This is a genomic window from Bradyrhizobium sp. CSA112 (assembly GCF_029051645.1).
Taxonomy (GTDB): domain Bacteria; phylum Pseudomonadota; class Alphaproteobacteria; order Rhizobiales; family Xanthobacteraceae; genus Bradyrhizobium.
The window spans coordinates 65,065-88,792 of the sequence record NZ_JAACFS010000013.1; the positions used below are offsets into that span (position 1 = coordinate 65,065).

Genomic DNA, 23,728 nt, shown 5'->3' on the forward strand with positions numbered 1-23,728 from the left:
CACCCTACCCCGGCACCGGTTAACGAATTCTGGAGGTGAGGGTAGAGCGGGAAAAAATCGACGGCCACAACCCGCGGACGTCATGCGCGGGCTTGACCAGCGCATCCATCGGCCTTCGCAAGATGCGTTTTCAAAAAGATGGATTGCCGGGTCAAGCCCGGCAATGACGAGAAATCAGCGCGTCGGAACCGGCTTGTCGCCGCGGTAGTCGTAGAAGCCGCGCTGTGTCTTGCGGCCGAGCCAGCCGGCCTCGACATATTTCACCAGAAGCGGGCACGGCCGGTATTTCGAATCAGCCAGCCCCTCGTGCAGCACCTGCATGATCGACAGGCAGGTATCGAGCCCGATGAAATCGGCCAGTTCCAGCGGCCCCATCGGATGATGCGCGCCGAGCTTCATCGCGGCATCGATCGCCTCGACGTTTCCGACGCCCTCGTAAAGCGTGTAGATCGCCTCGTTGATCATCGGCAGCAGGATGCGGTTGACGATGAAGGCCGGGAAATCCTCTGACACCGCGACCTGCTTGCCGAGCCTCGTGACGAATTCCTTGGCAGTGTCGAACGTCAGATCGTCGGTGGCGATGCCGCGGATCAGTTCCACCAGTTCCATCGCCGGCACCGGATTCATGAAATGAATGCCGATGAAGCGCTCGGGACGATCGGTCGAGGCGGCGAGCCGCGTGATCGAGATCGACGAGGAGTTGGTAGCGACGATCGCTTCCGGCTTCAGCACCGAGCAGAGCTCGTGAAATATCTTGCGCTTGACCTCTTCCTTTTCGACCGCGCTCTCGATCACGAGATCGCAGTCCGCCAGACCATCCAGCGTCTCGCTGGAGCTGATGCGCGCGAGCGCCTGCTTACGGGCGTCCTCGGTGATGGCCTTTTTGGCGACCTGGCGCGACAGATGGCCGTTGATGGTCGCCATCGCCGACCTCAGCCGTTCGTCGGACACGTCATTGAGCACCACATCGAGACCGGCCAGCGCCGCCACATGCGCGATGCCGTTGCCCATCTGGCCCGAGCCGATCACGCCGACCTTGTTGATTGTCACCGTCATCTTGTCATCCACCGGAACGGCGCGCACATCGCGCCTGTTCATCTCTAGACCTCGGTTACGATACGATATAGTCCGACGCGAGGTTTCAATCTTATCATTGGCACGTATTCTTCACGCGAAGCTTAATCAACTTCGCTTGCAACCGCATAAGGTAAAGATCGGCCGAACGTTGCGCGTCCGGCCGATCTGGGATCATGTTCTTCGAGCCGTCATCCCACTCTATCTTTTTGTTGAGCATGATCTTTTCGGAAAACCGGTTTCCGGTTTTCCGGATCATGCTCCGTCTTCATTACTTGCCGAGCTTGGCGAGCGCCTCGGTCAGTTCCGGAACCGCCTGATAGAGGTCCGCGACCAGGCCGTAATCGGCAACCTGGAAGATCGGCGCGTCTTCATCCTTGTTGATCGCAACGATCACCTTGGAATCCTTCATGCCCGCGAGATGCTGGATCGCGCCGGAGATACCGATGGCGACATATAGTTCCGGCGCCACCACCTTGCCGGTCTGGCCGACCTGCCAGTCGTTCGGCGCATAGCCGGCATCGACCGCGGCGCGCGAGGCGCCGACGCCGGCGCCGAGCTTGTCGGCGAGCGGCTCGATATATTTGGCAAAGTTCTCGCGGCTCTGCATGGCGCGGCCGCCGGAGACGATGATCTTGGCCGAGGTCAACTCGGGACGGTCGCTTTTTGCCACCTCCTCGCCGACGAAGCTGGAGAGGCCGGGATCGGCCGCGGCCGCGGCGTTCTCGACGGGCGCGCTGCCGCCCTCGCCGGCCGCGGCAAAGGTCGATGTCCGTACCGTGATGACCTTCTTGGCGTCCTTCGACTTCACCGTCTGGATGGCGTTGCCGGCATAGATCGGCCGCTCGAACGTATCGGGCGAAACCACCTTGATGATCTCGGACACCTGCATCACGTCGAGGAGAGCCGCAACGCGCGGCATCACGTTCTTGAAGCGCGAGGTCGCAGGCGCGACGAAGGCGTCATAGCCGGACGCCAGCGACACGATCAGCGCGGCCAGCGGCTCGGCGAGATCATGGGCATAGGCGGCGTTGTCCGCGAGCAGCACCTTTTTGACCCCGGCGAGCTTGGACGCGGCATCGGCCGCTGCCTTGGCGTTTTCGCCGGCGACCAGCACGTGCACGTCGGCGCCGAGTGCAGCGGCGGCCGTCAACGTCTTGTTGGTGGCGTCCTTGATCGACGCATTATCGTGTTCGGCAATCAACAGCGTCGTCATCAGAGAACCCCGGCTTCGGTCTTGAGTTTGGATACCAGCTCAGCGACGTCCTTGACCTTGACGCCTCCCTTGCGGCCGGGTGGCTCCGCTGTCTTGACTATTTCGAGATGCGGCGTGAGATCGACGCCGTAATCGGACGCGTTCTTGTCGTCGATCGGCTTCTTCTTCGCCTTCATGATGTTGGGCAGCGAGGCGTAGCGCGGCTCGTTGAGCCGCAGGTCGGTGGTGACGATCGCCGGTCCCTTCAGCTTCACGGTCTGCAGGCCGCCATCGACCTCGCGCGTGACCTTGAAATCGCTGCCTTCGACTTCGAGCTTGGAGGCGAAAGTCGCCTGTGACCATCCGAGCAGCGCCGCCAGCATCTGGCCGGTCTGGTTCGAATCGTCGTCGATCGCCTGCTTGCCGAGAATGATCAGGCCCGGCTGTTCCGCATCCGCCACGGCCTTGAGAATCTTCGCGACCGCGAGCGGCTCCACATTGCCTTCGGCCTTGACGAGGATGCCGCGGTCGGCGCCCATCGCAAGACCGGTCCGGATCGTCTCCGAGGCCTGCGCCGGGCCGATCGATACCACCACCACTTCGGTCGCCTTGCCGGCTTCCTTCAGCCGCAGCGCTTCCTCGACGGCGATTTCGTCGAACGGATTCATCGACATCTTCACGTTGGCGAGTTCCACGCCCGTTCCGTCGCTCTTGACGCGGACTTTGACGTTGAAATCGACCACCCGCTTTACCGGCACAAGAACCTTCATCGATCCTCTTTCGCTTGAATTCTGGGTTTGATTGGCTTGCTATTAGCTTGCTACGGCTTGGGCGCGGAACCTAAAGGTCCCGTTATCGGCGGTCAACGCGCGAAAGCCAAAAATCGGCCCCGGAAGGCCATACCTTCAAGGCCTACCTTAACGGTTCTGACCGGGCACCCACAACACGTCTCCGGCCCCATTATCGTTCATGGCGCGGCTGGCGACGAAGAGGAAATCCGACAGGCGGTTCATATACTGAATGGCAGCCGCGCTAACGGGCTCCTCGGGCCGGGCGGCGAGTTCCACCATGATCCGTTCCGCTCTGCGGCATATGGTGCGGGCGAGATGCAGGTATGCCGCGGCGGGGGTGCCGCCCGGCAGGACGAACGAGGTTAGCGGTGCGAGGTGCTCGTTCAGGCTATCGATATCGCGTTCGAGCCGCTCGACCTGGCTCGACAGCATCCTTAAGCGCTCGGCCTTGCCCTCCCGCTGGGGCACCGCGAGATCGGCGCCGAGATCGAACAGGTCGTTCTGGATCCGGCCCAGCATCGCATCGAGATCGCGGGCCTCGCCGAGGTGCAGCCGCACCACGCCGATGGCGGCGTTGGTCTCGTCGACGGTACCATAGGCTGCGATGCGCAGATCATATTTTGGCCGGCGCTCACCGCTGCCGAGCGCCGTGGTACCGTCGTCGCCGGTCTTGGTATAGATGCGGTTGAGCACGACCATTGGCGCTTTCCCTTTCCTGCCCTTATTTACCGATCGCCCAAACCACGACCATGGTGATGACGATGGCGATGAACTGCAGCAATACCCGAAGCCGCATCAGGTTCTGCGAACGGCTCGGCGAACCTCCCCGCATCATGTTGATGAGACCGAGCAGCAGCACGATAGCCACGGCAGCAAGCGCGATGGGGAGGACGACCGAACTCAAAAAGGATGCCATCGGCGCTACATAACACCGGCAAGCGCCGACTTCCACACGTTCACATCCCCTCGCACAATCGCTCGACGATCTGGCCTTTAATCCAATAATATCAGATGCTAGCCCAAGTTTAGCACCGAACTTCCGTACTGCAATCGAGGTGAGATGTGAGGCTCATTCGCTACGTCTACCTCGTCGTGATGGAGGCGTTTTATACGTTCCTCGCCGATGACGGATGGGCGATTGCGAGCCATATCGCGCTATCGATGTTGATGGCGCTGTTCCCGTTCCTGATCGTGCTGACGTCGCTGGCCGGTTTTTTCGGCTCCAAGGAGCTCGCCGACGGCGCGGTGGAGCTCTTGCTGCAGACCTGGCCGCAACAGGTCGCGGACGCGCTGTCAGGGGAAATCCACGATGTGCTGACCACGACGCGCGGCGGTATCCTTACTATTGGCGCGGTGCTCGCGGTATATTTCGCTTCCAACGGCGTCGAGGCGCTGCGGGTCGCGCTGAACCGCGCCTATTCGGTGGTCGAGCCGCGGGCGTGGTACTGGCTGCGGCTGGAATCGATCGGCTACACGCTGGTCGCCGCCGTCACGTCGCTCTTGATGGCGTTCCTGATCGTGCTCGGTCCCCTGATCCTGGAAACCGCACGCCGCCACATTCCGTTCTTCGTCGAGTCCAACGAAAGCATGCTCACTTTCGCCCGCTACGGCATCACGATCACGGCGATGACGGTGGCGCTGTTCGTGCTGCATGCCTGGCTGCCCTCCGGCCGGCGGAGTTTTCTCCAGATCCTTCCAGGCATCGTTTTTACGATGGTGGCATCCCTGATCTCGGGCATCGTTTTCGGCCAGTATCTGGCACGCTTCGCCAGCAACTACGTGACAATGTATGCGGGGCTGGCCTCGGTCATCATCGCGTTGGTGTTTCTGTATTTCATTGCCGCGATTTTCGTCTTTGGCGGCGAACTGAACGCGGCCATCATGAAGTCGCGGTTGCCGAAGGGGATGTCGCTTCATGCAGCGCAGTCGCTAAAGCGCGCGGAGACACAGGCTTGACCAGAAAGATATCGGCGCCGGCGGCGCGCGAGGCCGCCTCGTCCTCGCTGCGGCCGGATATGCCGATGATCGGCGTGCTCCCGAGCGGCGGCTCAAGCGCGCGAATGCGCCTGATCGCCTCGACGCCGTTGATCCCCGGCAAGACCATGTCCATCAGCACCGCGTCGAATGCGCCCTGCGCGAGCCGCTCCGGCGCCGCCTCGCCCTGGCCGATGAACTCGGTCTGGTGACCGAGCTCGGTCAGGATCGCGTTGAGCACGACGCGGCCAAACGGATTGTCCTCGACGCTGAGTAGCCGCAACGATCGCGGTGAACTGATCGAGACCTCGCCATCGACGCCCGGCGACGCCGTCCCGGCATCTTCAGCGGACGACATCACGACAGTGAGGGTGAAGGTGGCGCCACCGCCACGCCGTTGCGCCACCGTAATGTCGCCGCCCATGGCGCGCGCCAGTTGCTTGACCGACGACAATCCGAGGCCGGCACCGCCGAAGCGCGATGCAATGGAGACATTGGCCTGGGAGAATGGCCGGAACAGGCGCTTGATTTCGTTGAGCGTGAGGCCGATCCCGCTGTCGGAGACGGCGAATGCGACGGCGAACCTGCCTTTCGGGCCGCGCCCGGGCGTGACCTGCAGCGCGACACTGCCGTGATCGGTGAATTTCACGGCATTGTCGATCAGGTTTTCCACCGCGGCGCGCAGACGAACGGGATCGCCGATGGCAAATCCCGGAAGCTTTTCGGAAATAGCGACCGACGACTGCAAGCCCTTGGCCGCGGCGCGCCCGGCCAGCGAATCGCCGGCATTGCGAACAAGCGTGCGCAGGTCGAAGAAATCCTGCCGCACCTTGAGCCCGGGACCGCCGCTACGCGCGGCATCGACGAACAGCGTGGCAAGGCTCGCCAGGTGTTCCGCGCCCGCCTTGATGGTGTCGACCCAGCGCCGTTCGCGCTCGTCCAGTTCAGAGGTCGCGAGCAGATTGCTGATCGCCAGAATGCCTGTAAGCGGCGTGCGGACCTCGTGCGCAAAGGCGGCCAGCGCGGTTTCAACCATGCCGGGGACGGCGGACTTGGCGGCTGACTTGCGCGTAGCGCGCGTTTTAGCCGCGGCCCGCGATATGCGCTTTTTCGGTCGCCGCTTCTTGACAGTTCCTTTGGTGACTGGTGAGCGCCGCTTTGCTGCCATGATCCCCCTTCCCCGCGCATTGACAGCATGACACGCGAGCGAGGCTAAAGTCACGGAGACCTTTCGGGCAACCCCCAGTAGAACTAGGGGACCGATTCGGGCAATCCAACCATTCGCCTGATATCGGCAGCCGTGGCGCCCTGCCCCCGCAATTCCCGCAAGCCCGTGGCATCGGTCGATTTCGACAGCTTTTGGCCCGCTGCATCTGCGATGAGCAGATGATGCCGGTAAGCCGGTTGGGGAATACCGAGCAGATGTTGCAGCAGACGATGCACACTGGTTGACCAGAACAGGTCGCGGCCCCGCACCACGTCAGTGACGCCCTGCAAGGCATCGTCGACCACGACAGATAGATGATAGCTGGTCGGCGTTTCCTTGCGCGCGAGAATAACGTCGCCCCAGTTTTCCGGGTGAGCGTTCACGACGCCTGTCTCGCCGTCAGGCCCTTCGCCAAGTTCGATCCAGGTAAGCTCATTCGCACGCGCGCGCGCCGCCGCCATGTCGAGCCGCAGCGCGTAAGGCATGCCCTGCTCGATGAGCCGGCTGCGCTCCTCCGGCGACAGCGATTTCGCAAGCCCTGGATAGAGCGGCGCCCCGTCAGGATCGCGCGGCCAGGGCGCGCCGGCCTCGCGTTGCACCACCAGACGGGCGATTTCCGCGCGGCTCTCGAAGCTCGGATAGATCAGGTCTAAGCCTGCCAGTTTTTCGACCGCCTCGCGATAGCGCGCAAAATGCTCCGATTGCCGCCGCACCGGCGTTTCCCATGATATCCCCAGCCAGGCGAGGTCCTCGTAGATCGCCGCCTCGAATTCCGGACGGCATCGGATAGCGTCGATATCCTCGATCCGCAGCAGGAATCTTCCCCCCGCGCGACGCGCGAGGTCGAAATTCAACAGCGCCGAATAGGCGTGGCCGAGATGGAGGTAGCCGTTCGGGCTCGGCGCGAATCGGAAAACGGGTGGCGGCATCACGCAGGCCTCGTCATGCCCGGGCTTGTCCCGGGCATCCACGTCTTCGGTGCCTCATGACAAGTATGTCAAGCCTGGATCGGAGTGAATGCGCAACTGCGTCCCACCCATTTGCTATAACTAAGAATGCCGTGCGATTGAAAAGAGAAGACGTGGATGGCCGGGACAAGCCCGGCCATGACGACCGAGAGTTTCGAGCTAGCAATGACCATCCACCTCAACAGCCAGTCCGACCTCGAAGACGCCGTCCACGCGCTGGTCAAGCAAGACCCGCGGCTGAAACCGATTTTCGAGCTCACCGGCATGCCGGCGCTGCGGCAGCGCGAGCCGGGGTTCGCCGGGCTGGCGGCAATCGTGTGCGGCCAGCAGCTATCGACTGCGAGCGCCGGCGCGATCTGGGCGCGGCTTGCGGCCGCGTTCGATCCGTTCGATCACGAGGTCATCCGCAAAACCCGCGCCGACCGCCTCGGCCGGCTCGGCCTTTCGGCCGCCAAGATCAAGACGCTGAAGAATATTGCGCGTGAACTCGCCGCCGAGCGGCTGAACCTCGAGGTGTTGGCCGAGGAAGACGCCGACGTCGCCCACCACACGCTGACCGCGCTGCCCGGCATCGGCCCGTGGACCGCCGACGTTTATCTCTTGTTCTGCCTCCGCCATGGCGACGCCTGGCCGGCCGGCGACCTGGCGGTGCAGGAGGCGATCAAGATCGGGCTCGGCCTGAAGACACGCCCGACCGCCAAGCAGATGGCGCCGCTGGCGGAACCGTGGCGTCCGCTGCGCGGCGCGGCGGCGCATCTGTGGTGGAGTTATTACCGGGTTTTGAAGAAGCGCGAGGGCGTGCTTCCCGACAAGCTCATCCCCGCAACCTCACCCGATCCTCCCGCGCGGAAACCGTGACGAAATCGATCACGGCGCGCACCGCGGGAAGCTCGACCAGATCGGGATGCGCCAGCAGCCAGAGATCGGCCACGCTGACGAGCTTTTGCGGGGCGACGCGCACGAGGTCGGGATAGGCGGCGGCGACGAAACAGGAGAGCGTCGAAATCCCAAGGCCCGCGCGCGCGGCGGCGAGCATGTCGCCTTGCGACGAACATCGCATCACCGTCGAGCCCTGCCGCGTGATCGCGTCGCTCCAGCGCGCCAGCCGCTCGTTCGAGGCACGGTCGGCGAAGCCGATGACGCTGTGCCCCTTCCATTCGTCGCGCCGCTCGGGAAGGCGCCGCCGCGCGGCGTAATCGCGCGAGGCGTAGAAACCGGTGCCGAGGCGGCCGATCTTGCGGCCGATCAGGTTCTCTTCGCCGCTGTCCACCGGGCGCAATACCACGTCGGCCTCGCGGCGGCGCACGCTCGCCGGATACGGATGGGTGATGATTTCGAGCTGAATATGGTCGTGCGTGCGCAGGAACGGCCCGAGCCGCGGCATCAGCCAATGCGAGGCGAGCGTAGCCCCGATGGACAGCTTGACCACGCCGCGGGCCTGCGCGCCCGCCGCCGAAACCGCGGCCTCGGCGCGCAACGCCGCCGCCGCCATCGCCTCGACATGCTCGCGAAATTTCTGCCCGTGCGAGGTCAGCGCCAAGCCGTCATTGGACCGCGCGAACAGGGGAACGCCGAGCTGACCTTCCAGTTCGGCGATCTTTCGTCCCACCGTCGGATGGCTGGAGCGCAAGCGGCGCGCCGCAGCCGCGAAGCTGCCGGTTTCGGCCACCGCGACAAAGCTCTTGCACAGATCCCAGTCCATCGGCGCTCCGCACGGTTTCAAGGCCGTTCATATCTGGATGAACGCCTGTTCAATATTGAACAGGTGGCGCCTGTCGTCCAGCCCTATAATGACGGCAACAATCAGCGCGCGGCCGGCGGCTCCGCCCGCGGTCCGGCGCACTCAATCAACATCACCGACGCGTTCCGGACTTCGGACCGGCTTTGCGTCGCAAAGGGAGAGACCGAATGCCGTTGCCTGCTTCGCTTGCCGATACGCTCGAACTGCCGGTGGTCGGATCGCCGCTGTTCATCGTGTCGGGACCCGAACTCGTCATTGCCCAGTGCAAGGCCGGCATCGTCGGCTCGTTCCCGGCGCTGAACGCGCGGCCCGTCGAAAAGCTCGGCGAGTGGCTGACCCGGATCGAGGACGAGCTCGGCGAATACAAGGCACAGAATCCGGGCAAGAAGGTCGCGCCCTACGCGGTCAACCAGATCTGCCATGCCTCCAACGACCGGCTGATGAAGGACATGGAAACGTGCGTAAAGCACAAGGTTCCGATCATCATCACCTCGCTGCGCCCGCCGATCGAAGTCGTCGAGGCCGCGCATTCCTATGGCGGCGTCGTTTTCCACGACGTGATCAACGTCAAGCATGCGCGCAAGGCCGCCGACCATGGTGTGGACGGCCTCATTCTGGTTTGCGCCGGCGCCGGCGGCCATGCCGGCACGTTGTCGCCGTTCGCGCTATTGCGCGAGGTGAAGCAGTGGTTCAAAGGCACCATCCTGCTGTCGGGCGCGATCTCCGATGGCTGGGGCATCGCATCGGCGCTCGCGCTCGGCGCCGACATGGCCTACATGGGCACACGCTTCATCGCAACACGGGAAGCCAATGCCGATCCGGCCTACAAGGCGGCGCTGACAAAGCATGCTGCCGAGGACATCGTCTATTCCAACCTGTTCACCGGCGTGCACGGCAATTATCTGGGACCGTCGATCGTGGCCGCGGGCCTCGATCCCGGCAATTTGCCGGTCGCCGACAAGTCGAAAATGAATTTCGGCTCCGGCGGCAACACCAAATCCAAGGCATGGCGCGACATCTGGGGCTCCGGCCAGGGCATCGGCCAGATCACGGACGCGCCGCCGGTCGCCGAACTGGTGGAGCGGCTCAAGTACGAGTTCGCCGAGGCCAGCAGCGATTTTCTCAACCGAGCGCGCGCCTAAGACGCGCCGGTTCCAACAGACGATCAAATAAAACAAAACAGAGGGACGGAAACAATGAGAGTGTCGCGACCTTTAATGACTATCGCATTTGCGTTGTTGGGAAGTACGGCCGCTCTCGCGGAGGGCAACAAGGACGAGATCCGCATCGGGCAGACCCTGCCCTATAGCGGACCGGCATCCGGCTTTGGCATCATCGGCCGGGCGCAAGAGGCCTATTTCGAAAAGATCAACGCCGAGGGCGGCATCAATGGCCGCAAGATCAAGTTCATCAGCCTCGATGACGCATATTCCCCGCCCAAGACAGTCGAGCAAACGCGCAAGCTCGTCGAGCAGGAGGAAGTGCTGCTGATGTTCGGCTCGCTCGGGACCGCCACCAACAACGCGGTGCATCGCTACCTCAACGGCAAGAAAGTGCCGCAGCTCTTTGTGCTGAGCGGCGCGACCAAATGGGCCGACCCAAAGAGTTTCCGCTGGACCATGCCGGGAATGGCGGCCTACCAGTCCGAAGGCATCGTCTATGCCAAGCATATCCTGCGGACCAAGCCTGACGCCAAAATCGCCATCCTCTCCCAGAATGACGATTTCGGCCGCGATTACGTCGCCGGCTTCAAGCGCGCACTCGGCGACAAGGCCGCGACCATGATCGTGTCTGAGGCGACCTACGAGACCAGCGCGCCGACCATCAGCTCGCAGCTCGCGACGCTGAAGGCCTCGGGCGCCAACGTGATGTTCGGCGTCGTGCTCGGCAAGTTCACCTCGCAGATGATCAAGGGCGTCGCCGAGCTGAACTGGAAACCGGACCTGTTCTTCGTGCCGACCTCGGCGTCATCGATCTCGTTCCTGGAGCCGGCCGGTCTGGAGAACGCGGTCGGCCTGATCTCGTCCAGCAACGTGAAGGACACGCTGGACGCGCAATGGGCCAATGATCCCGGCGTGAAGGAGTATTTCGCCTTCATGAAGCAGTATCTGCCGAATGCGGATTTGACCAACTCGAACTACGCTGCCGGATATCATTACGCGAACCTCATGGTGAAAGTCCTGATGGCCTGCAAGGACGATCTCAGCCGCGAGAACATCATGAAACAGGCGGCATCGCTGCGCGAGGTGCCGCTTCCGCTGTTGTTGCCCGGCATCACGGTATCGACCGGCGCCGACGACTATCTGCCGTTCCAGCAATTGAGGCTGCGTCGCTTTGACGGCAAGAGCTGGATCGGCTTCGACGACATTCTGGATGACGGCTAGGCCAACGCGTTCCGGCCGGCCAGGAGGAAACATGACATCGATCATCAGCGGCGAACGCCAAATCAGCTATCCCGAGATCCACGCCCGTATCGCGCGGGCGGCGGCGGGCTTCAAGACGCTCGGCGTCGGTGGCGGAACGCCTGTCGGCATGATGCTGCGCAATGATTTTGCGTTCTTCGAGGTCTCCGGGGCCGCGGCGGCGCTGGGCAGCCCGGTGGTGCCGATCAACTGGCACCTGAAGGCCGAGGAGGTCGCCTATATCCTGGCCGACAGCGGTGCCAAAATCCTGGTCTGTCACGCCGACCTGCTGCCGCAGATCAGGGGCGGCCTGCCCGCCGACGTGCGACTGCTCGTGGTAACGACGCCGCCGGAAATCGCCGCGACGTTCAACGTTGCGCCTTCGCTGACGCAAGTCCCCGACGGCATGACCGACTGGGACCGCTGGCGCGACACGCATGCGGAATCGAAGGAGCCGTCCATCGGCAGCGCGCCGATGTTCTACACCTCGGGCACGACGGGGCTACCCAAGGGCGTGCGCCGCAAGCCGATGACGCCGGATCAGGCTGCGGCTTCCGCGAAGGTCGGCGGCATCGCCTATGGCGTGAAGCCAAACGAGGACCAGGTCATCCTGATGAACGGCCCGATGTACCATTCGGCGCCGAACTCCTACGGCATGCTGGCGTTCCGCAGTGCTTGCAAAATCGTGCTCGAACCACGCTTCGATCCCGAAGACATGCTGCAACTGATCGAACGTCATCGTATAACCCACATGCACATGGTGCCGACGATGTTCGTGCGCCTGCTGCGGCTGCCGGATGACGTCAAGCGACGCTACGATCTGTCCTCGCTGCGCTTCATCGTGCACGGCGCGGCGCCCTGCCCGCCGCAGGTCAAGCGCGCCATGATCTGTTGGTGGGGACCGGTCATCAACGAATATTTCGGCTCGACCGAGACCGGCATTCCGGTGTGGCACTCGGCTGAGGAAGCACTGGCAAAGCCCGGCACCGTCGGCCGGGCGATCGAGGGCGGCATTGTCAAAATCTTCCGTCCCGATGGTTCGCTGTGCGGCGCCGGCGAACCCGGCGAGATCTTCATGCGGCAAATGTCGGTGCCGGATTTCGACTATCACGGCAAGGCCGAGGCGCGCGCCGAAGCCGGCCGCGACGGCCTCGTCAGTGTCGGCGATGTCGGCTACCTCGACCAAGACGGCTATCTGTTCCTGTGCGACCGCAAGCGCGACATGGTGATCTCGGGTGGCGTCAACATCTATCCTGCGGAAATCGAGAACGCGCTGATCGGCATGGACGGCGTGCGCGACTGCGCGGTGTTCGGCGTTCCTGACGACGAATTCGGCGAGCGACTGTTCGCCTGTATCGAGCTGGAGGCGAATGCGTCCCTGTCCCCGACCGCGGTGCAGGAATTCCTGCGCGGACGCCTCGCCAATTTCAAGGTGCCGAAAGACATCCAGTTCATGGACGCCATGCCACGCGAAGCCACGGGAAAGATTTTCAAGCGCAAGCTGCGCGATCTCCATGCGGAAGGTAGGCTGCGCGCTATGGCGTGAGAAACGGTTTGCTTCGTCATTCCGGGGCGCGTCGCAGACGCGAACCCGGAATCTCGAGGTTCTCAGGTGCGCAATTGCGCACCATAGTTCGACGCTACGCGTCGCCCCGGAACGACGGTAAGTGCAACACGCAAATCGAACACCGTTTTAAACATCATTGCTGTTGCAAAACGGTCATTGGACGGCGCAAAGATCGCTGCATGTGAAGCAGGGATCGAAACAATGCCATCCACCGATTTCATCGTCGCCCGCAACGATCTGCAGCAATGCAAGGTGATCGAGACGCAACTGCCCGATGCGGCAGCGCTGCCCGATGAAGCATTGCTGGTGAAAGTCACGCGCTTTGCCTTCACCGCCAACAACATTACTTACGCGGTGCTCGGCGATCACCTGAAGTATTGGCAGCTATTCCCGGCGCCCGCAGGTTTCGGCAACGTTCCGGTGTGGGGATTTGGCGAGGTGATCGCTTCAAGGCACCCCGGCATCGCCGAGGGTGAAATCCTGTTCGGCTACTTCCCGATGTCGACGCATCTCGTCATCGAAGCCGCCGATGTCAGCAGGCGCGGCCTGCGCGATGCCGCCGCGCACCGCCAGGGCGTGGCGCCGGTCTACAACGCCTATGCGCGCGTCAGCGGCGACCCGGCATTTGCAGGCAAGCAGGGCGACTATCAGGCGCTGCTGCGGCCGCTATTCATGCTGTCGTTCCTGGTCGACGACTTCCTCGCCGAGAACAAATTCCATGGGGCGAAAAGCGTGCTGCTCTCCTCCGCTTCCAGCAAGACTGCTTACGGTCTCGCGCATCTTCTGCACGCCAGAAGTAACGGCATCAAGGTCATCGGGCTGACGTCGGCGGGTAACACCGGCTTCGTCAAATCGCTGGGCTGCTACGACGAGATCGTGACCTACGACAATGTAAGCTCGCTGCCGACGAGTTCCGCGGTCGCGTATGTCGATATGGCGGGCAATAGCCCGTTACGCGCGACGCTGCACCGGCACTTCGGTGAGCAGATGAAATATAGCGGAATCATTGGGCTCACGCACCGCAAGTCATCGCCCGATGAACCGGAGCAGCTCCTGCCAGGTGCAAAACCTCAATTTTTCTTCGCGCCGGACCACATCCGCAAGCGCGCCAAGGAATGGGGACCGGGCGGCGTCGACATGCGGTTTGGAGCGGCGTGGTCCGGATTCGTCCCGAATCTGGACCGATGGATGGATGTACGCGAAGGCCATGGGCCTGCGGCCGTTCAACGCGCCTATCTCGATACCCTCAACGCGCGCGTCCCGCCAGATCAGGGACTTATCCTGTCTTTATCGGAATAGGCGGCATCCCCTCACGCCCTTTCTGCACCGTACCGAACAGGTATAGGCTTCGCAGACAGGGAAACGCCGCGAAGACGGCTCGTGACGGGAAACGCCCATGCTCGACAGGACGGACGACAGTTCGGTTGCCGCCGACAATTGGCTTGCGCAGTTCGAGGAAGCGCTCGGAAAACCCGACGGCGCCCTGCTGTATCAGTTGTTCCACCCCGACAGCTATTGGCGCGACGTGCTGGCGCTGAGCTGGAACATCCAGACCCTGAACGGCAGAGACACCATCCTGAAAGCGCTGCCGTCGCTGGCCCGCAGTGCGGAGCCGAGCGGCTTCGCCATTGCCCCCGGTCGCGCCGCACCGCGCAAAGTGATGCGTGCGGGCACCAACGCGATCGAGGCCATTTTCAAATTCGAGACGAAGGCCGGGCGTGGTAACGGCATCATCCGCCTGATCCCCGATGTGGACGATGGCAACCGCCTGAAAGCCTGGACGTTCTTGACCGAGCTTGGCGAGCTGAAGGGTTTTGAGGAGCAACTCGGCGTCAATCGGCCGCGCGGCAATGCCTATTCGCGTGATTTCCGCGGGCCCAACTGGCTCGACCTGCGCAACGCTTCGGCCGGCTATGCCGACCGCGATCCGACCGTTCTCGTCATCGGCGGTGGTCAGTCGGGCCTGTCCATCGCCGCGCGGCTGAAGCAGTTGAACGTCGATACGCTGATCGTCGATCGCGAAAAGCGCATCGGCGACAATTGGCGCAAGCGCTACCACGCGCTGACGCTGCACAACCAGGTGCAGGTCAACCACCTGCCCTACCTGCATTTCCCGCCGAACTGGCCGACCTACATTCCGAAGGACAAGCTCGCCAATTGGTTCGAGGCCTATGTCGAGGCCATGGAGCTGAACTTCTGGACTGAGACCGAGTTCGAGGGCGGCAGCTATGATGCGAAGGGAGGCCGCTGGACGGTGACACTACGCTGTGCCGACGGCGGTAAGCGCACCATGCATCCGCGCCATGTGGTGCTCGCGACCGGCGTCAGCGGCATCCCGAGCGTGCCTGAGATCCCGGGGTTAAAGGATTTCGCCGGCAAGGTGATGCATTCCAGCCAGTATGACGATGGCGAGAACTGGAAGGGCAAGCGCGCCATCGTGATCGGCACCGGCAACAGCGGCCATGACATTGCGCAGGATCTGCATTCGAGCGGCGCGCATGTCACGCTGTTTCAGCGCTCGTCCACGCTGGTGGTCAGCATCGAACCGTCAGCGCAACTGGTCTACGCCCCCTACAATGAGGGCACGCTCGAGGATAACGATCTGATCACTGTCTCGATGCCGCTGAAACTGGCGCGCAAGAGCCACGCGTTGACGGCGGAGAAATCCAAGGCGCTCGACAAGGAATTGCTCGAAGGCCTGGAGCGGGTCGGCTTCAAGCTCGATTTCGGCGAAGACAACACCGGCTGGCAGTTCAAATACCTCACCCGCGGCGGCGGCTATTATTTCAACGTCGGCTGCTCCGACCTGATCGTCAAAGGTGACATCGCGCTCAGGCAATTCGCCGATCTCGACACGTTCACGGCCAGTGGCGCAAGGATGAAGGACGGCGAGGCGATCACCGCCGACCTTGTCGTACTGGCGACCGGCTACAAGCGCCAGGAAGAGCTGGTGCGAAAACTGTTCGGCGAGACGGTGGAGAAACGCGTCGGCACCATCTGGGGGTTCGGCGAGGAGCAGGAATTGCGCAACATGTACACCCGCACCGGCCAGCCCGGCCTCTGGCTGATCGCCGGCGGCCTGGCGCAATGCCGCATCGGCTCAAAGCATCTTGCGCTGCAGATCAAGGCGATCGAGGAAGGGCTGCTGCCGCGCTGACGCCAGCGTTGCCGTTCACCATTCGCCGTGATCGAGGATTTGCCGGGCAAGGAAGGATTCCGCCCGGCGCCAGGCCGCGTCGTTGTCGCCGCGGAAGCTGATGTAGCGATCAAACACAACCTTCCGCGCTTTCACGTCGATGACGTCGAATTTTGCCTGCTGTATCAGCGTGCTCATCTTGTGAAAGCGGCCAATCAATAGATGGGTGGCGCCGGCATCCTTCGCCTTGCCCAGCAGTTGACCGTCATGGATATCGCCCACCGAGCAGGCGTTTGGCGGACATTCAAGCGCTGCATTCGCTATCTTTCCGCTCGCTACCAGATCGGTGCGCAACGCCGCTTCGAATTCACGCAGCCGCCGGCGATGGTCGGCGCTTTGATCGATCACCTCACCCGAGGTGTCGACATAGTGGATTTCGGCGACGGCGAGCACGAGCGTCGGCGCCTGCGCCCGACCTTGCCGGACAGAACAGGCGCAGACAGCAGCGGCGGCGGTCAAAGCGAGGCTCAACATCCGTAGTTTCATCAGATTTTCCATCGCAAATGGTTCCTTTGCATCGCGTAACTTGCGTTTCGTTCTGGCAACTATTTCGCCTGTTCCAGCAGACGGTTCTCTATCAGCCATCGCGCGCCGCGGCTCCAGGCCACGTTGGCGCCCATGCGCAGGTCGGTCTGCTCGACGGCGACGATCGCCCCGGATCTGGCGTCGCGAATCTTGTAGGTGACCGCGTATTCCGTTCGGGTGATGCGCGTGACGATCCCGACCATCGACTGATCTGCGTCGAGGCCGGCCGCGATCCTGGCTTCGCAGCCGTCGCAATCCCGCAGCTTGCCCGCTTTCGCCGCCTGGTCGTTCACAGCGCTGACATCCACCAGTTGGTAGCGCCCCGATGCCGCGATCAGCCGCCGGGCTTCCTCGGTCGAAAGCCGCAATTGCTCGCGGTCGATGTCATCAGGGGGAGCGTGGGCCGCCGCGGCGCTGAAATCCTCCAGCTCAAACGGAAAGACCGCAATCTTGACCGGAGTTGGTGGTTCGGCGCCGCCGGCGCCCGCAAGCCCGGCAAGAACCAATGCCGGAGCGAGGATAAATGCAATGCCGCGCATTGGGTCTGTCCTGAAGTTGGCAAGTCGAACGTTGCTGGCTGGGGTTGCCAGATCACCGCCATCTCGCCCGCCCCTCGGCACTGGCGAAACGGTAACTTGCCCTGGATTGACCGGGTGAATTACCCGATCTTGATTCTCTCCGCTTTCTTCCCGGCGAAATTTGTTTCTAAATGGGAGGAAATGGGAGGCAGCTTGCGACAGGCACCTGATTCCAGGGCGAGCCGCCCGCACACCATCGATCTGAAGCTGCGGCTGGCGTTACGCGTCGCGGCGCTCGCGGCCATCTGCTTCATCGCTGTCGCGGCCTACGCCTTGTTTGACAGCAACCGGGTCGCGAAGGCCAAAGCGAGCCGTATCGCCGAGATCGTGGCCAGGGATATCTCGTTGCAGCAATCGCAGGCGCAATGGCTCTCCGTGTCCATCAACGCAACGCCGGATTTGCAGGGGATCGCGGCGCTGATGGAGCCGGGCCTCTGCATCGCCTACCGCGACAACACCGGCGCGTTTCGCCAGGGCGTCTGCAGCGGGACGCTCGCCGACGAATTGGTCGCGCCCGAAGTATTCGCGTCCCTCTACCGCGCCATCTTTCGTCCGGGTGAACCGGTCTCGATGCCGGTCCTGGTTGCGGGCAGCGCCCGGGGCACGGCCGTTGCGACCTTCGACTCCGCCACCCAGATCGGCCAAAGCTGGCGCGAGACGAACCGGCTGCTCTCCATCATGGCTTTCGCGCTGGCAGGGCTTTGTCTTGCAGTATACGCCGCGCTGGCGCGCGCGCTGCGGCCGACGCGGGCCATTGGCGCCGGGCTGAACCAGCTTGCGGCGAACGATCTTTCCGCACGCCTGCCCAGATTCGATCTCGCGGAATTGTCTGTCATCTCCGACGTCTTCAACACCCTAGCCCAGCGGCTGCAGACCACCCTCGCCGAACGCAACGCCCTGACGCGAAAGCTGATCGAAGTGCAGGACGACGAGCGCCGTCATCTTGCGCGCGAGTTGCACGACGAATTCGGCCAGTCGCTCTCCGCCATCGCCGCGCAGGCCGCTGCCGCCGCCCATACCGCGGAGCGCGAGTGCCCGCCCCTATACGAGGAATGCCGGGGCATCTCGCGCACGACGGCGCACATGATGGAAACCCTGCGCGGCGCGCTGGTGCGCCTGCGTCCGCCCGATATCGAGGATCTCGGCCTCACCCTCAGCCTCGAAAGCCTGGTTGCAAGCTGGAACGGTTTTGAGAGGGGCCGCACCCGGTTTGAGATTGCCGTCATTGGCGAGGCCGACGATTTGCCGCCCAGCGTCAGCGCCAGTCTTTATCGGATTGCGCAGGAAGCGATCACCAACGCGGCAAAGCACGCGCACGCAAGGCATGTGCAACTGCGCCTCGAGGTCGGAGACGCTGACATCATCTTGAGTGTCGAGGACGACGGCGAGGCGAACGGCACCGCTGCTGCGCCAAAAGCCGGCATGGGACTGCTCGGCATGCAGGAGCGCGTGGTGTCGCTCGGAGGGACCTTGCAGTTCGACCGGCGAGAGACGGGCGGCGCCCGGCTTGTCGCGCGCATTCCCACCACGCGGGCGGAGTTTTAGACATGCCGGACACCGGAGGCCGCACGCGCGTCATGCTGGCGGATGATCATGCCATCGTGCGCGAGGGATATCGCTCACTGTTGCAAAAGCAGGATCGCCTTCAGGTCGTCGCCGAAGCGGACAATGGGGCCGACGCCTATCGCGTCTACAAGGAAGCCAGACCCGACCTCGTCATCATGGACCTGTCAATGCCGGGAATTGGCGGAGTCGAGGCCATCAGGCGCATCCGGCAATGGGACAAGTCCGCGCGCATCCTCGTCTTCTCAATGCACCAGAGCGCCGCTTATGCGATCCAGGCGATCAAGGCCGGCGCACGCGGCTATGTCACCAAGAGCAACCCGCCCGACGCTCTGCTGCGCGCGATCGCCGAGGTCATGGCCGGACGCATCGCGCTCAGCCCTGACATCGACCACGAACTGGCGATCAACAGCCTCGCCGACGAGCCTTCGGCAATCGACACGCTGAGCCCGCGTGAATTCGAGATCCTGCGCATGCTGCTGGCGGAGAAATCCGTGGATGAGATCGCAGACACGCTGCATATCAGCGTGAAGACCGCGGCCAACACCCGCTATCAGATCCGCGCCAAGCTCGGCGTCGGGTCCGACATCGAATTGGTACGCCTGGCGCTTCGCCAGCGCATCATCGCGGCGGAGGATATGGAAGGCTAGCCTGGAAGAAATGTGCCATGCGCAAATCCCCCTCGCGCTTCGGACAGCTCTCTGCAACACTGACAGTCGACAAATATCAGATTGGGAGAAGCGCATGCCGGTCATTCTCGGCTCGGGCGAGCATCGATACCGCGTCGTCGAAAACTGGGCGAAGTTGCCGGACGGCTGGCGCCTGACCGACGTCGCGTCGGTCGCGGTCGACAGCAAGGACCGCATCTACGTCTTCAACCGCGGCGACCATCCGATGGTGGTGCTTGATCGCGAGGGCAATTTCATCAAGAGCTGGGGCGAAGGCCTGTTCAACCGCGCGCACGGCCTGCACATCGACGCCGACGACAATCTCTACTGCACCGACGACGGCGACCACACCGTGCGCAAGTGCTCGACCGACGGCAAGGTGCTGCTGACGATCGGCATTCCAAACAAGCCCGCGCCGTTCATGAGCGGCGAGCCGTTCCACCGCTGCACCCATACCGCGCTGTCGCCGAAGGGCGAGATCTACGTCTCGGACGGCTACGGCAATGCCTGCGTCCACAAATATTCGCCGGACGGAAAGCTGCTGAAGACCTGGGGCGAGCCCGGCACCGATCCCGGCCAGTTCAACATCGTCCACAACATCGCGACCGATGCCGACGGCTGGGTCTACGTCGCCGACCGCGAGAACCACCGCGTCCAGGTGTTCGACGGCAACGGCAAGTACGAGGCACAATGGAACTTTCTGCACCGGCCCTGCGCGCTGTGTTGCTGCGGCGGTAAGCAGCCGACCTTCATCGTCGGCGAGCTCGGGCCCGGCTTGGCGGTCAATCGCAAGGTGCCCAATCTCGGCCCGCGGCTTTCGATCGTCGATTCAAAAGGCAAACGGATCGCCCGCCTCGGCGGCGAGAACGGCCCGGGGCTGGAGGCCGGAAAATTCCTCGCCCCCCACGGCATCGCGCTGGATTCCAGAGGCGACATCTATATCGGCGAAGTCGGCGTCACCGACTGGAAGACCAGCTTTCCGGATACGCCGATGCCGCCGGAGGTCAGCGTCAACCGCTGCCTGCAGAAGCTGGAGAAGGTCTAGACCATGAGGCGCTTCAACTCCGCCCGCTAAACAAGCTGTGCTCACGGGCAAGGCCTTCGCCAACGAGATCGAAGAACGCACGGACCCGCGCGGTCCGTTTCAGGTCAGCGTGGGTCACGATCCACAGTTCACCAGCCAGATCCGGCACCGGCTCCGGCAGCGCGCGGACGAGGCCCGAATCTTCGTCGCCGAGATAGCAGGGAAGCAGCGCGAGTCCGATGCCGGCCTTCGCGGCGATGAACTGGTTGACCAGGCTATTGGTCCGATAAACGAAGGCGTCACTCGGCACCGCTCTGTTCAGCCAATCTGCAGCCATGATGCCGACCGCCGTATCTTCCCATCCGATCAGCGCATGGCCTCCGAGATCTTCCGGGGATGAAACGGCGGCGCCTCGCTCTTCGAGATAGCGGACACTGCCATAGACGGTCCACGCGACATCGGCGAGCTTGCGGCCCCAGAGATCGCCCTCCTTTGGCCGCATCGGACGAAGCGCGATATCAGCCTCGCGGCGCGATAGGCTGAGGACGCGGTTGTCGATCACGAGCTCGACGACGATGCCGGGATGGGTTTGCCGGAACCTTGCGAGGTGACCGGTCAGCTTTCGATACGCCAGAGTCTCTGAGGAGGTTACGCGCAAGCGGCCGGAGAGGCGGTGATCCCGGCCGGCAATGTCGCGATCGATTCCGAGCGTTTCATCTTCCATGCGCTCTGCCGCTGCCGCCATCCGCTCGCCTGCTGGCGTCGCCTGGTACGCCCCGCCTGGAAGCCGCTCGAACAGGCGAACACCGAGCCGTGTTTCCAGGGCATTCAGGCGCCGGAACGCGGTCGAATGGTCGATATCAAGCGCTTTGGCGGCGCCGGTAAGGCTGCTTGCCCGATGCACCGCCAACACGAGTTGAGGCTCGTTCCAGTCCTCCATGGCTGGATAGGATAGGAGTGGCTTGCAGTTTCGCAAGCGGCCCTGGCGCGCTTCCAACGTGCTTTCCGTGCCGCCAGACACTACCTGTCGCGCAACGGGCAGCGAGATGAGGAACCACAAGATGAAGCCGATCCAGCTTTGCATCATGCGACCGCCGTGCAGCGGGCGATGATCAATCAAACCTTCAACAGATCAAACTTCAATCATAGGAGTTGAGAAATGGGTGCTCCGTCCCCCGAGCTTTGCAATCTCTGGCTGGCACGCGCCTTCAATGCGCAGGACGTCGATGCCGCGGCCGCGATGTACCACCCTGAAGCTTCGATCGTTCAGGTCGATGAAGTCCACGGCGGCAGCACCGTGGCGCGGGGTGCAGATGGCATCCGCAAGACGATGGCTGCCTATGTCGGATTGAAGCCGCACATGGATGTCGTGACCCATCACACCACGGTCTCGGGCGACTTTGCAATGACGCGGTCGCAGTGGCTGATCAAGGGCACCGACAAAGCCGGCAAGTCGACCGAGGTCCATCACCACGGCATGGAGGTTCACCGCCGCCTGCCCGACGGCACCTGGGTGTTCTTCATGGATCATCCCTTCGGTGCCGATCCGGACTGGGCGATTGACGCGCCGCCGCACACCGAATAGCCGTGCTGCAGCCAACGCCGGAAGATCAGCCATGCAAGAACTCGTAACACTCGCCAGCATCGTCGCCGCGCTCGCTGTTGGCGTGGTCAGCCCTGGGCCTAGCTTCGTCATGGTTGCCCGCGTGGCGGTGGCGTCAACCAGAAGCCGCGCACTTGCCAGCGCGCTTGGCATGGGCGCCGGCGGCGCCGTCTTCGGCGCGGCGGCGCTCCTCGGGCTACAGAGTGTCCTGCTGGCTGTGCCGGCGCTCTATGCAGGCCTCAAGATCGTGGGAGGCCTGTATCTTTGCTACCTGGGGTATCTCATATTCAGATCGGCGCAGCAGCCTCTCGCGACCGCTGGTGCTGACGGCCGAAGTAGCCCTCAAGACAAGTATCCGGGCAGCCGCGGGACGCTCCGCGCGTTCTGGCTGGGCGTCACGACACAGATAAGCAATCCGAAGGCGGCCATCATCTATGCGAGCGTGTTCGCCGCCTTTCTCCCCGCATCCTTCTCCATGGGCTTCGCGGCCGTACTGCTTGCGGCCGTGTTCCTTGTTGAGGCGGCCTGGTATGCGTTGGTCGCCCTTCTCTTCTCGTCGTCAGGGCCGCAACGGGCTTATCTGTCCTGCAAGTCCTGGGTTGATCGAGCGGCCGGCGCCGTCATGCTCGGTCTCGGCCTGAAGCTCGTGACCAGCGCTGCCAAACCGTAGAAGAGCGTGCGGAGCTTGTCATTCGCGGCCCTTGTGTGAAACCGCCCGGAAGGAGAGCCCGTGGCGAAGAAGCGCCTCCCCGTGACCTATCACGATGGATTGACTGCGAGGCACTGAGGGCACGAGGAACCGAGGCCCTTTCGGGGGCGCGGCGGACCGAACACGCGTTCCCGCGGCTGGATAAGCCGTGGAACGCTCTTCACAATCCCGTCACGCTGCCTGTAGTATGCAGGGCACATGCTGCTTCGCAGCTAACATGGGGGTCAGGAGCGTTACTTGAACGCACATGTCTCGCAAGGCGGTTGGCCGGTGCTGGTGCTGAACGCGGATTTCCGGCCGCTGAGCTACTACCCACTGTCTCTCTGGTCGTGGCAGGACGCGATCAAGGCCGTGTTCCTCGACCGTGTCAACATCGTCGAGCACTACGACCGCGCGGTGCACAGCCCGTCCTTCGAGATCCAGCTCCCGAGCGTGGTGTCGCTGAAGTCGTTCGTCAAGCCGACCACGCACCCCGCCTTCACCCGGTTTAACGTCTTCCTGCGCGACCGCTTCGCCTGCCAGTATTGCCATGCGCATGACGACCTCACCTTCGATCACATCATCCCGCGCAGCAAGGGCGGCCAGACCACGTGGGAGAATGTGGTCGCAGCCTGTTCGCCGTGCAATCTGCGCAAGGGCAATTTGACGCCGCAGCAGGCGAAGATGTTTCCGCGGCAAGCGCCGTTCGCGCCGACGGTGCACCAGCTCCACCGGAACGGCCGCCTCTTTCCACCGAACTACCTGCACGATAGCTGGCTGGACTACTTGTACTGGGACACCGAGCTCGATCCGTAGGCGTTGCGCGCGGATTTGTCTCACCTTCCATCGGTTGGCCTTCGGTTCAAGCCGGCAACGACATCAACACAAATGCGTTCCGCCCCCGAAGGCACACGCGCCATACCGAAATTGAATCTCCCGGTGATTGGCGCGCCATTGCGGGCCC

Annotated in this window: 26 protein-coding genes; 13 read left to right on the plus strand and 13 right to left on the minus strand. The window is 63.1% G+C overall.

Going from position 1 to position 23,728, the window contains the following annotated elements:
• Positions 1-174 precede the first annotated feature (174 nt).
• From GWE18_RS21725 to GWE18_RS21750, 6 genes are all read right to left on the minus strand, one after another.
• Positions 175-1,056, minus strand: a complete 882-nt coding sequence (locus tag GWE18_RS21725; RefSeq protein WP_275187848.1) for a 3-hydroxybutyryl-CoA dehydrogenase — start codon at positions 1,054-1,056, stop codon at positions 175-177.
• 94 nt (positions 1,057-1,150) lie between these two features.
• A complete protein-coding gene (locus GWE18_RS21730) occupies positions 1,151-1,333 on the minus strand; it encodes a hypothetical protein (RefSeq protein WP_275187740.1) in 183 nt (60 codons plus the stop codon).
• Positions 1,334-1,345: 12 nt separating this feature from the next.
• Entirely contained in the window at positions 1,346-2,290 is a 945-nt protein-coding gene (locus GWE18_RS21735) for an FAD-binding protein (RefSeq protein WP_275187741.1), read from the minus strand.
• Complete coding sequence (locus tag GWE18_RS21740) at positions 2,290-3,039, minus strand: electron transfer flavoprotein subunit beta/FixA family protein (protein WP_275187742.1); 750 nt, start codon at positions 3,037-3,039, stop codon at positions 2,290-2,292. The genes GWE18_RS21735 and GWE18_RS21740 overlap by 1 nt, the downstream gene beginning before the upstream one ends.
• Before the next feature lie 147 nt (positions 3,040-3,186).
• A complete protein-coding gene (locus GWE18_RS21745; RefSeq protein ID WP_275187743.1) occupies positions 3,187-3,759 on the minus strand; it encodes a cob(I)yrinic acid a,c-diamide adenosyltransferase in 573 nt (190 codons plus the stop codon).
• 22 nt (positions 3,760-3,781) lie between these two features.
• Complete coding sequence (locus GWE18_RS21750) at positions 3,782-3,976, minus strand: twin transmembrane helix small protein (RefSeq protein ID WP_057854664.1); 195 nt, start codon at positions 3,974-3,976, stop codon at positions 3,782-3,784.
• A 146-nt stretch (positions 3,977-4,122) separates the two neighbouring features.
• Between GWE18_RS21750 and GWE18_RS21755 the strand changes: the two genes are divergently transcribed.
• Positions 4,123-5,016 (plus strand): YihY/virulence factor BrkB family protein, encoded by an 894-nt coding sequence (locus GWE18_RS21755; protein ID WP_275187744.1) that lies wholly within the window; start codon positions 4,123-4,125, stop codon positions 5,014-5,016.
• Here GWE18_RS21755 and GWE18_RS21760 read toward each other — a convergent pair.
• Positions 4,940-6,202, minus strand: coding sequence for an ATP-binding protein (locus tag GWE18_RS21760; RefSeq protein ID WP_275187745.1), 1,263 nt, complete (start codon positions 6,200-6,202; stop codon positions 4,940-4,942). The two genes, GWE18_RS21755 and GWE18_RS21760, sit on opposite strands and share 77 nt — an antisense overlap.
• Before the next feature lie 83 nt (positions 6,203-6,285).
• Positions 6,286-7,170: a tRNA glutamyl-Q(34) synthetase GluQRS gene (gene gluQRS / locus GWE18_RS21765; RefSeq protein ID WP_275187746.1), complete on the minus strand. Its 885-nt coding sequence runs from the start codon at positions 7,168-7,170 to the stop codon at positions 6,286-6,288.
• A 204-nt stretch (positions 7,171-7,374) separates the two neighbouring features.
• On the opposite strand from gluQRS, the gene GWE18_RS21770 reads away from it, so the two are divergent.
• A complete protein-coding gene (locus GWE18_RS21770) occupies positions 7,375-8,067 on the plus strand; it encodes a DNA-3-methyladenine glycosylase 2 family protein (protein WP_275187849.1) in 693 nt (230 codons plus the stop codon).
• On the opposite strand, the gene GWE18_RS21775 is transcribed toward GWE18_RS21770, so the two are convergent.
• The gene (locus GWE18_RS21775) at positions 8,024-8,911 is read right to left on the minus strand and encodes a LysR family transcriptional regulator (protein WP_275187747.1); all 888 of its coding nucleotides are present in this window, start codon (positions 8,909-8,911) and stop codon (positions 8,024-8,026) included. The two genes, GWE18_RS21770 and GWE18_RS21775, sit on opposite strands and share 44 nt — an antisense overlap.
• Before the next feature lie 206 nt (positions 8,912-9,117).
• Here GWE18_RS21775 and GWE18_RS21780 point away from each other — a divergent pair, with 206 nt between their 5' ends.
• From GWE18_RS21780 to GWE18_RS21790, 3 genes are read left to right on the plus strand one after another with little or no spacing between them, the layout of a single operon-like run.
• Positions 9,118-10,092, plus strand: coding sequence for a nitronate monooxygenase family protein (locus GWE18_RS21780; RefSeq protein ID WP_275187748.1), 975 nt, complete (start codon positions 9,118-9,120; stop codon positions 10,090-10,092).
• Between the two features lie 54 nt (positions 10,093-10,146).
• Positions 10,147-11,334 (plus strand): ABC transporter substrate-binding protein, encoded by a 1,188-nt coding sequence (locus GWE18_RS21785; RefSeq protein WP_275187749.1) that lies wholly within the window; start codon positions 10,147-10,149, stop codon positions 11,332-11,334.
• Between the two features lie 31 nt (positions 11,335-11,365).
• Positions 11,366-12,898: an acyl-CoA synthetase gene (locus tag GWE18_RS21790; RefSeq protein ID WP_275187750.1), complete on the plus strand. Its 1,533-nt coding sequence runs from the start codon at positions 11,366-11,368 to the stop codon at positions 12,896-12,898.
• Positions 12,899-12,960: 62 nt separating this feature from the next.
• Here GWE18_RS21790 and GWE18_RS21795 read toward each other — a convergent pair whose 3' ends face one another.
• Positions 12,961-13,140 carry a hypothetical protein gene (locus GWE18_RS21795; protein ID WP_275187751.1) on the minus strand — a complete coding sequence of 60 codons (180 nt, stop codon included), beginning with the start codon at positions 13,138-13,140 and terminating at the stop codon, positions 12,961-12,963.
• On the opposite strand from GWE18_RS21795, the gene GWE18_RS21800 reads away from it, so the two are divergent.
• Both GWE18_RS21800 and GWE18_RS21805 read left to right on the plus strand, forming a co-directional pair.
• The gene (locus tag GWE18_RS21800) at positions 13,121-14,218 is read left to right on the plus strand and encodes a DUF2855 family protein (protein ID WP_275187752.1); all 1,098 of its coding nucleotides are present in this window, start codon (positions 13,121-13,123) and stop codon (positions 14,216-14,218) included. The genes GWE18_RS21795 and GWE18_RS21800 overlap by 20 nt on opposite strands.
• A gap of 97 nt (positions 14,219-14,315) precedes the next feature.
• Positions 14,316-16,076: an NAD(P)/FAD-dependent oxidoreductase gene (locus GWE18_RS21805; RefSeq protein ID WP_275187753.1), complete on the plus strand. Its 1,761-nt coding sequence runs from the start codon at positions 14,316-14,318 to the stop codon at positions 16,074-16,076.
• Positions 16,077-16,091: 15 nt separating this feature from the next.
• Here the strand turns inward: GWE18_RS21805 and GWE18_RS21810 are convergent, their stop codons facing one another.
• Both GWE18_RS21810 and GWE18_RS21815 read right to left on the minus strand, forming a co-directional pair.
• Positions 16,092-16,601, minus strand: a complete 510-nt coding sequence (locus GWE18_RS21810; protein ID WP_275187754.1) for a DUF2380 domain-containing protein — start codon at positions 16,599-16,601, stop codon at positions 16,092-16,094.
• Positions 16,602-16,660: 59 nt separating this feature from the next.
• The gene (locus GWE18_RS21815; protein ID WP_275187755.1) at positions 16,661-17,179 is read right to left on the minus strand and encodes a DUF3280 domain-containing protein; all 519 of its coding nucleotides are present in this window, start codon (positions 17,177-17,179) and stop codon (positions 16,661-16,663) included.
• Positions 17,180-17,371: 192 nt separating this feature from the next.
• Between GWE18_RS21815 and GWE18_RS21820 the strand changes: the two genes are divergently transcribed.
• From GWE18_RS21820 to GWE18_RS21830, 3 genes are all read left to right on the plus strand, one after another.
• The gene (locus GWE18_RS21820; RefSeq protein ID WP_275187756.1) at positions 17,372-18,763 is read left to right on the plus strand and encodes a histidine kinase; all 1,392 of its coding nucleotides are present in this window, start codon (positions 17,372-17,374) and stop codon (positions 18,761-18,763) included.
• Positions 18,764-18,765: 2 nt separating this feature from the next.
• Positions 18,766-19,431, plus strand: a complete 666-nt coding sequence (locus GWE18_RS21825) for a response regulator transcription factor (RefSeq protein WP_275187757.1) — start codon at positions 18,766-18,768, stop codon at positions 19,429-19,431.
• A gap of 94 nt (positions 19,432-19,525) precedes the next feature.
• Positions 19,526-20,494: a peptidyl-alpha-hydroxyglycine alpha-amidating lyase family protein gene (locus GWE18_RS21830; protein WP_275187758.1), complete on the plus strand. Its 969-nt coding sequence runs from the start codon at positions 19,526-19,528 to the stop codon at positions 20,492-20,494.
• Between the two features lie 13 nt (positions 20,495-20,507).
• Here GWE18_RS21830 and GWE18_RS21835 read toward each other — a convergent pair whose 3' ends face one another.
• Entirely contained in the window at positions 20,508-21,560 is a 1,053-nt protein-coding gene (locus GWE18_RS21835; RefSeq protein WP_275187759.1) for a LysR family transcriptional regulator, read from the minus strand.
• A gap of 72 nt (positions 21,561-21,632) precedes the next feature.
• Between GWE18_RS21835 and GWE18_RS21840 the strand changes: the two genes are divergently transcribed.
• The 3 genes from GWE18_RS21840 (at position 21,633) to GWE18_RS21850 (ending at position 23,580) form a co-directional block, all read left to right on the plus strand.
• Positions 21,633-22,058, plus strand: coding sequence for a nuclear transport factor 2 family protein (locus tag GWE18_RS21840; RefSeq protein WP_275187760.1), 426 nt, complete (start codon positions 21,633-21,635; stop codon positions 22,056-22,058).
• A gap of 31 nt (positions 22,059-22,089) precedes the next feature.
• Positions 22,090-22,746 carry a LysE family transporter gene (locus tag GWE18_RS21845; RefSeq protein ID WP_275187761.1) on the plus strand — a complete coding sequence of 219 codons (657 nt, stop codon included), beginning with the start codon at positions 22,090-22,092 and terminating at the stop codon, positions 22,744-22,746.
• A 276-nt stretch (positions 22,747-23,022) separates the two neighbouring features.
• Positions 23,023-23,580 carry an HNH endonuclease gene (locus GWE18_RS21850; protein WP_057854648.1) on the plus strand — a complete coding sequence of 186 codons (558 nt, stop codon included), beginning with the start codon at positions 23,023-23,025 and terminating at the stop codon, positions 23,578-23,580.
• Positions 23,581-23,728: the final 148 nt, after the last annotated feature.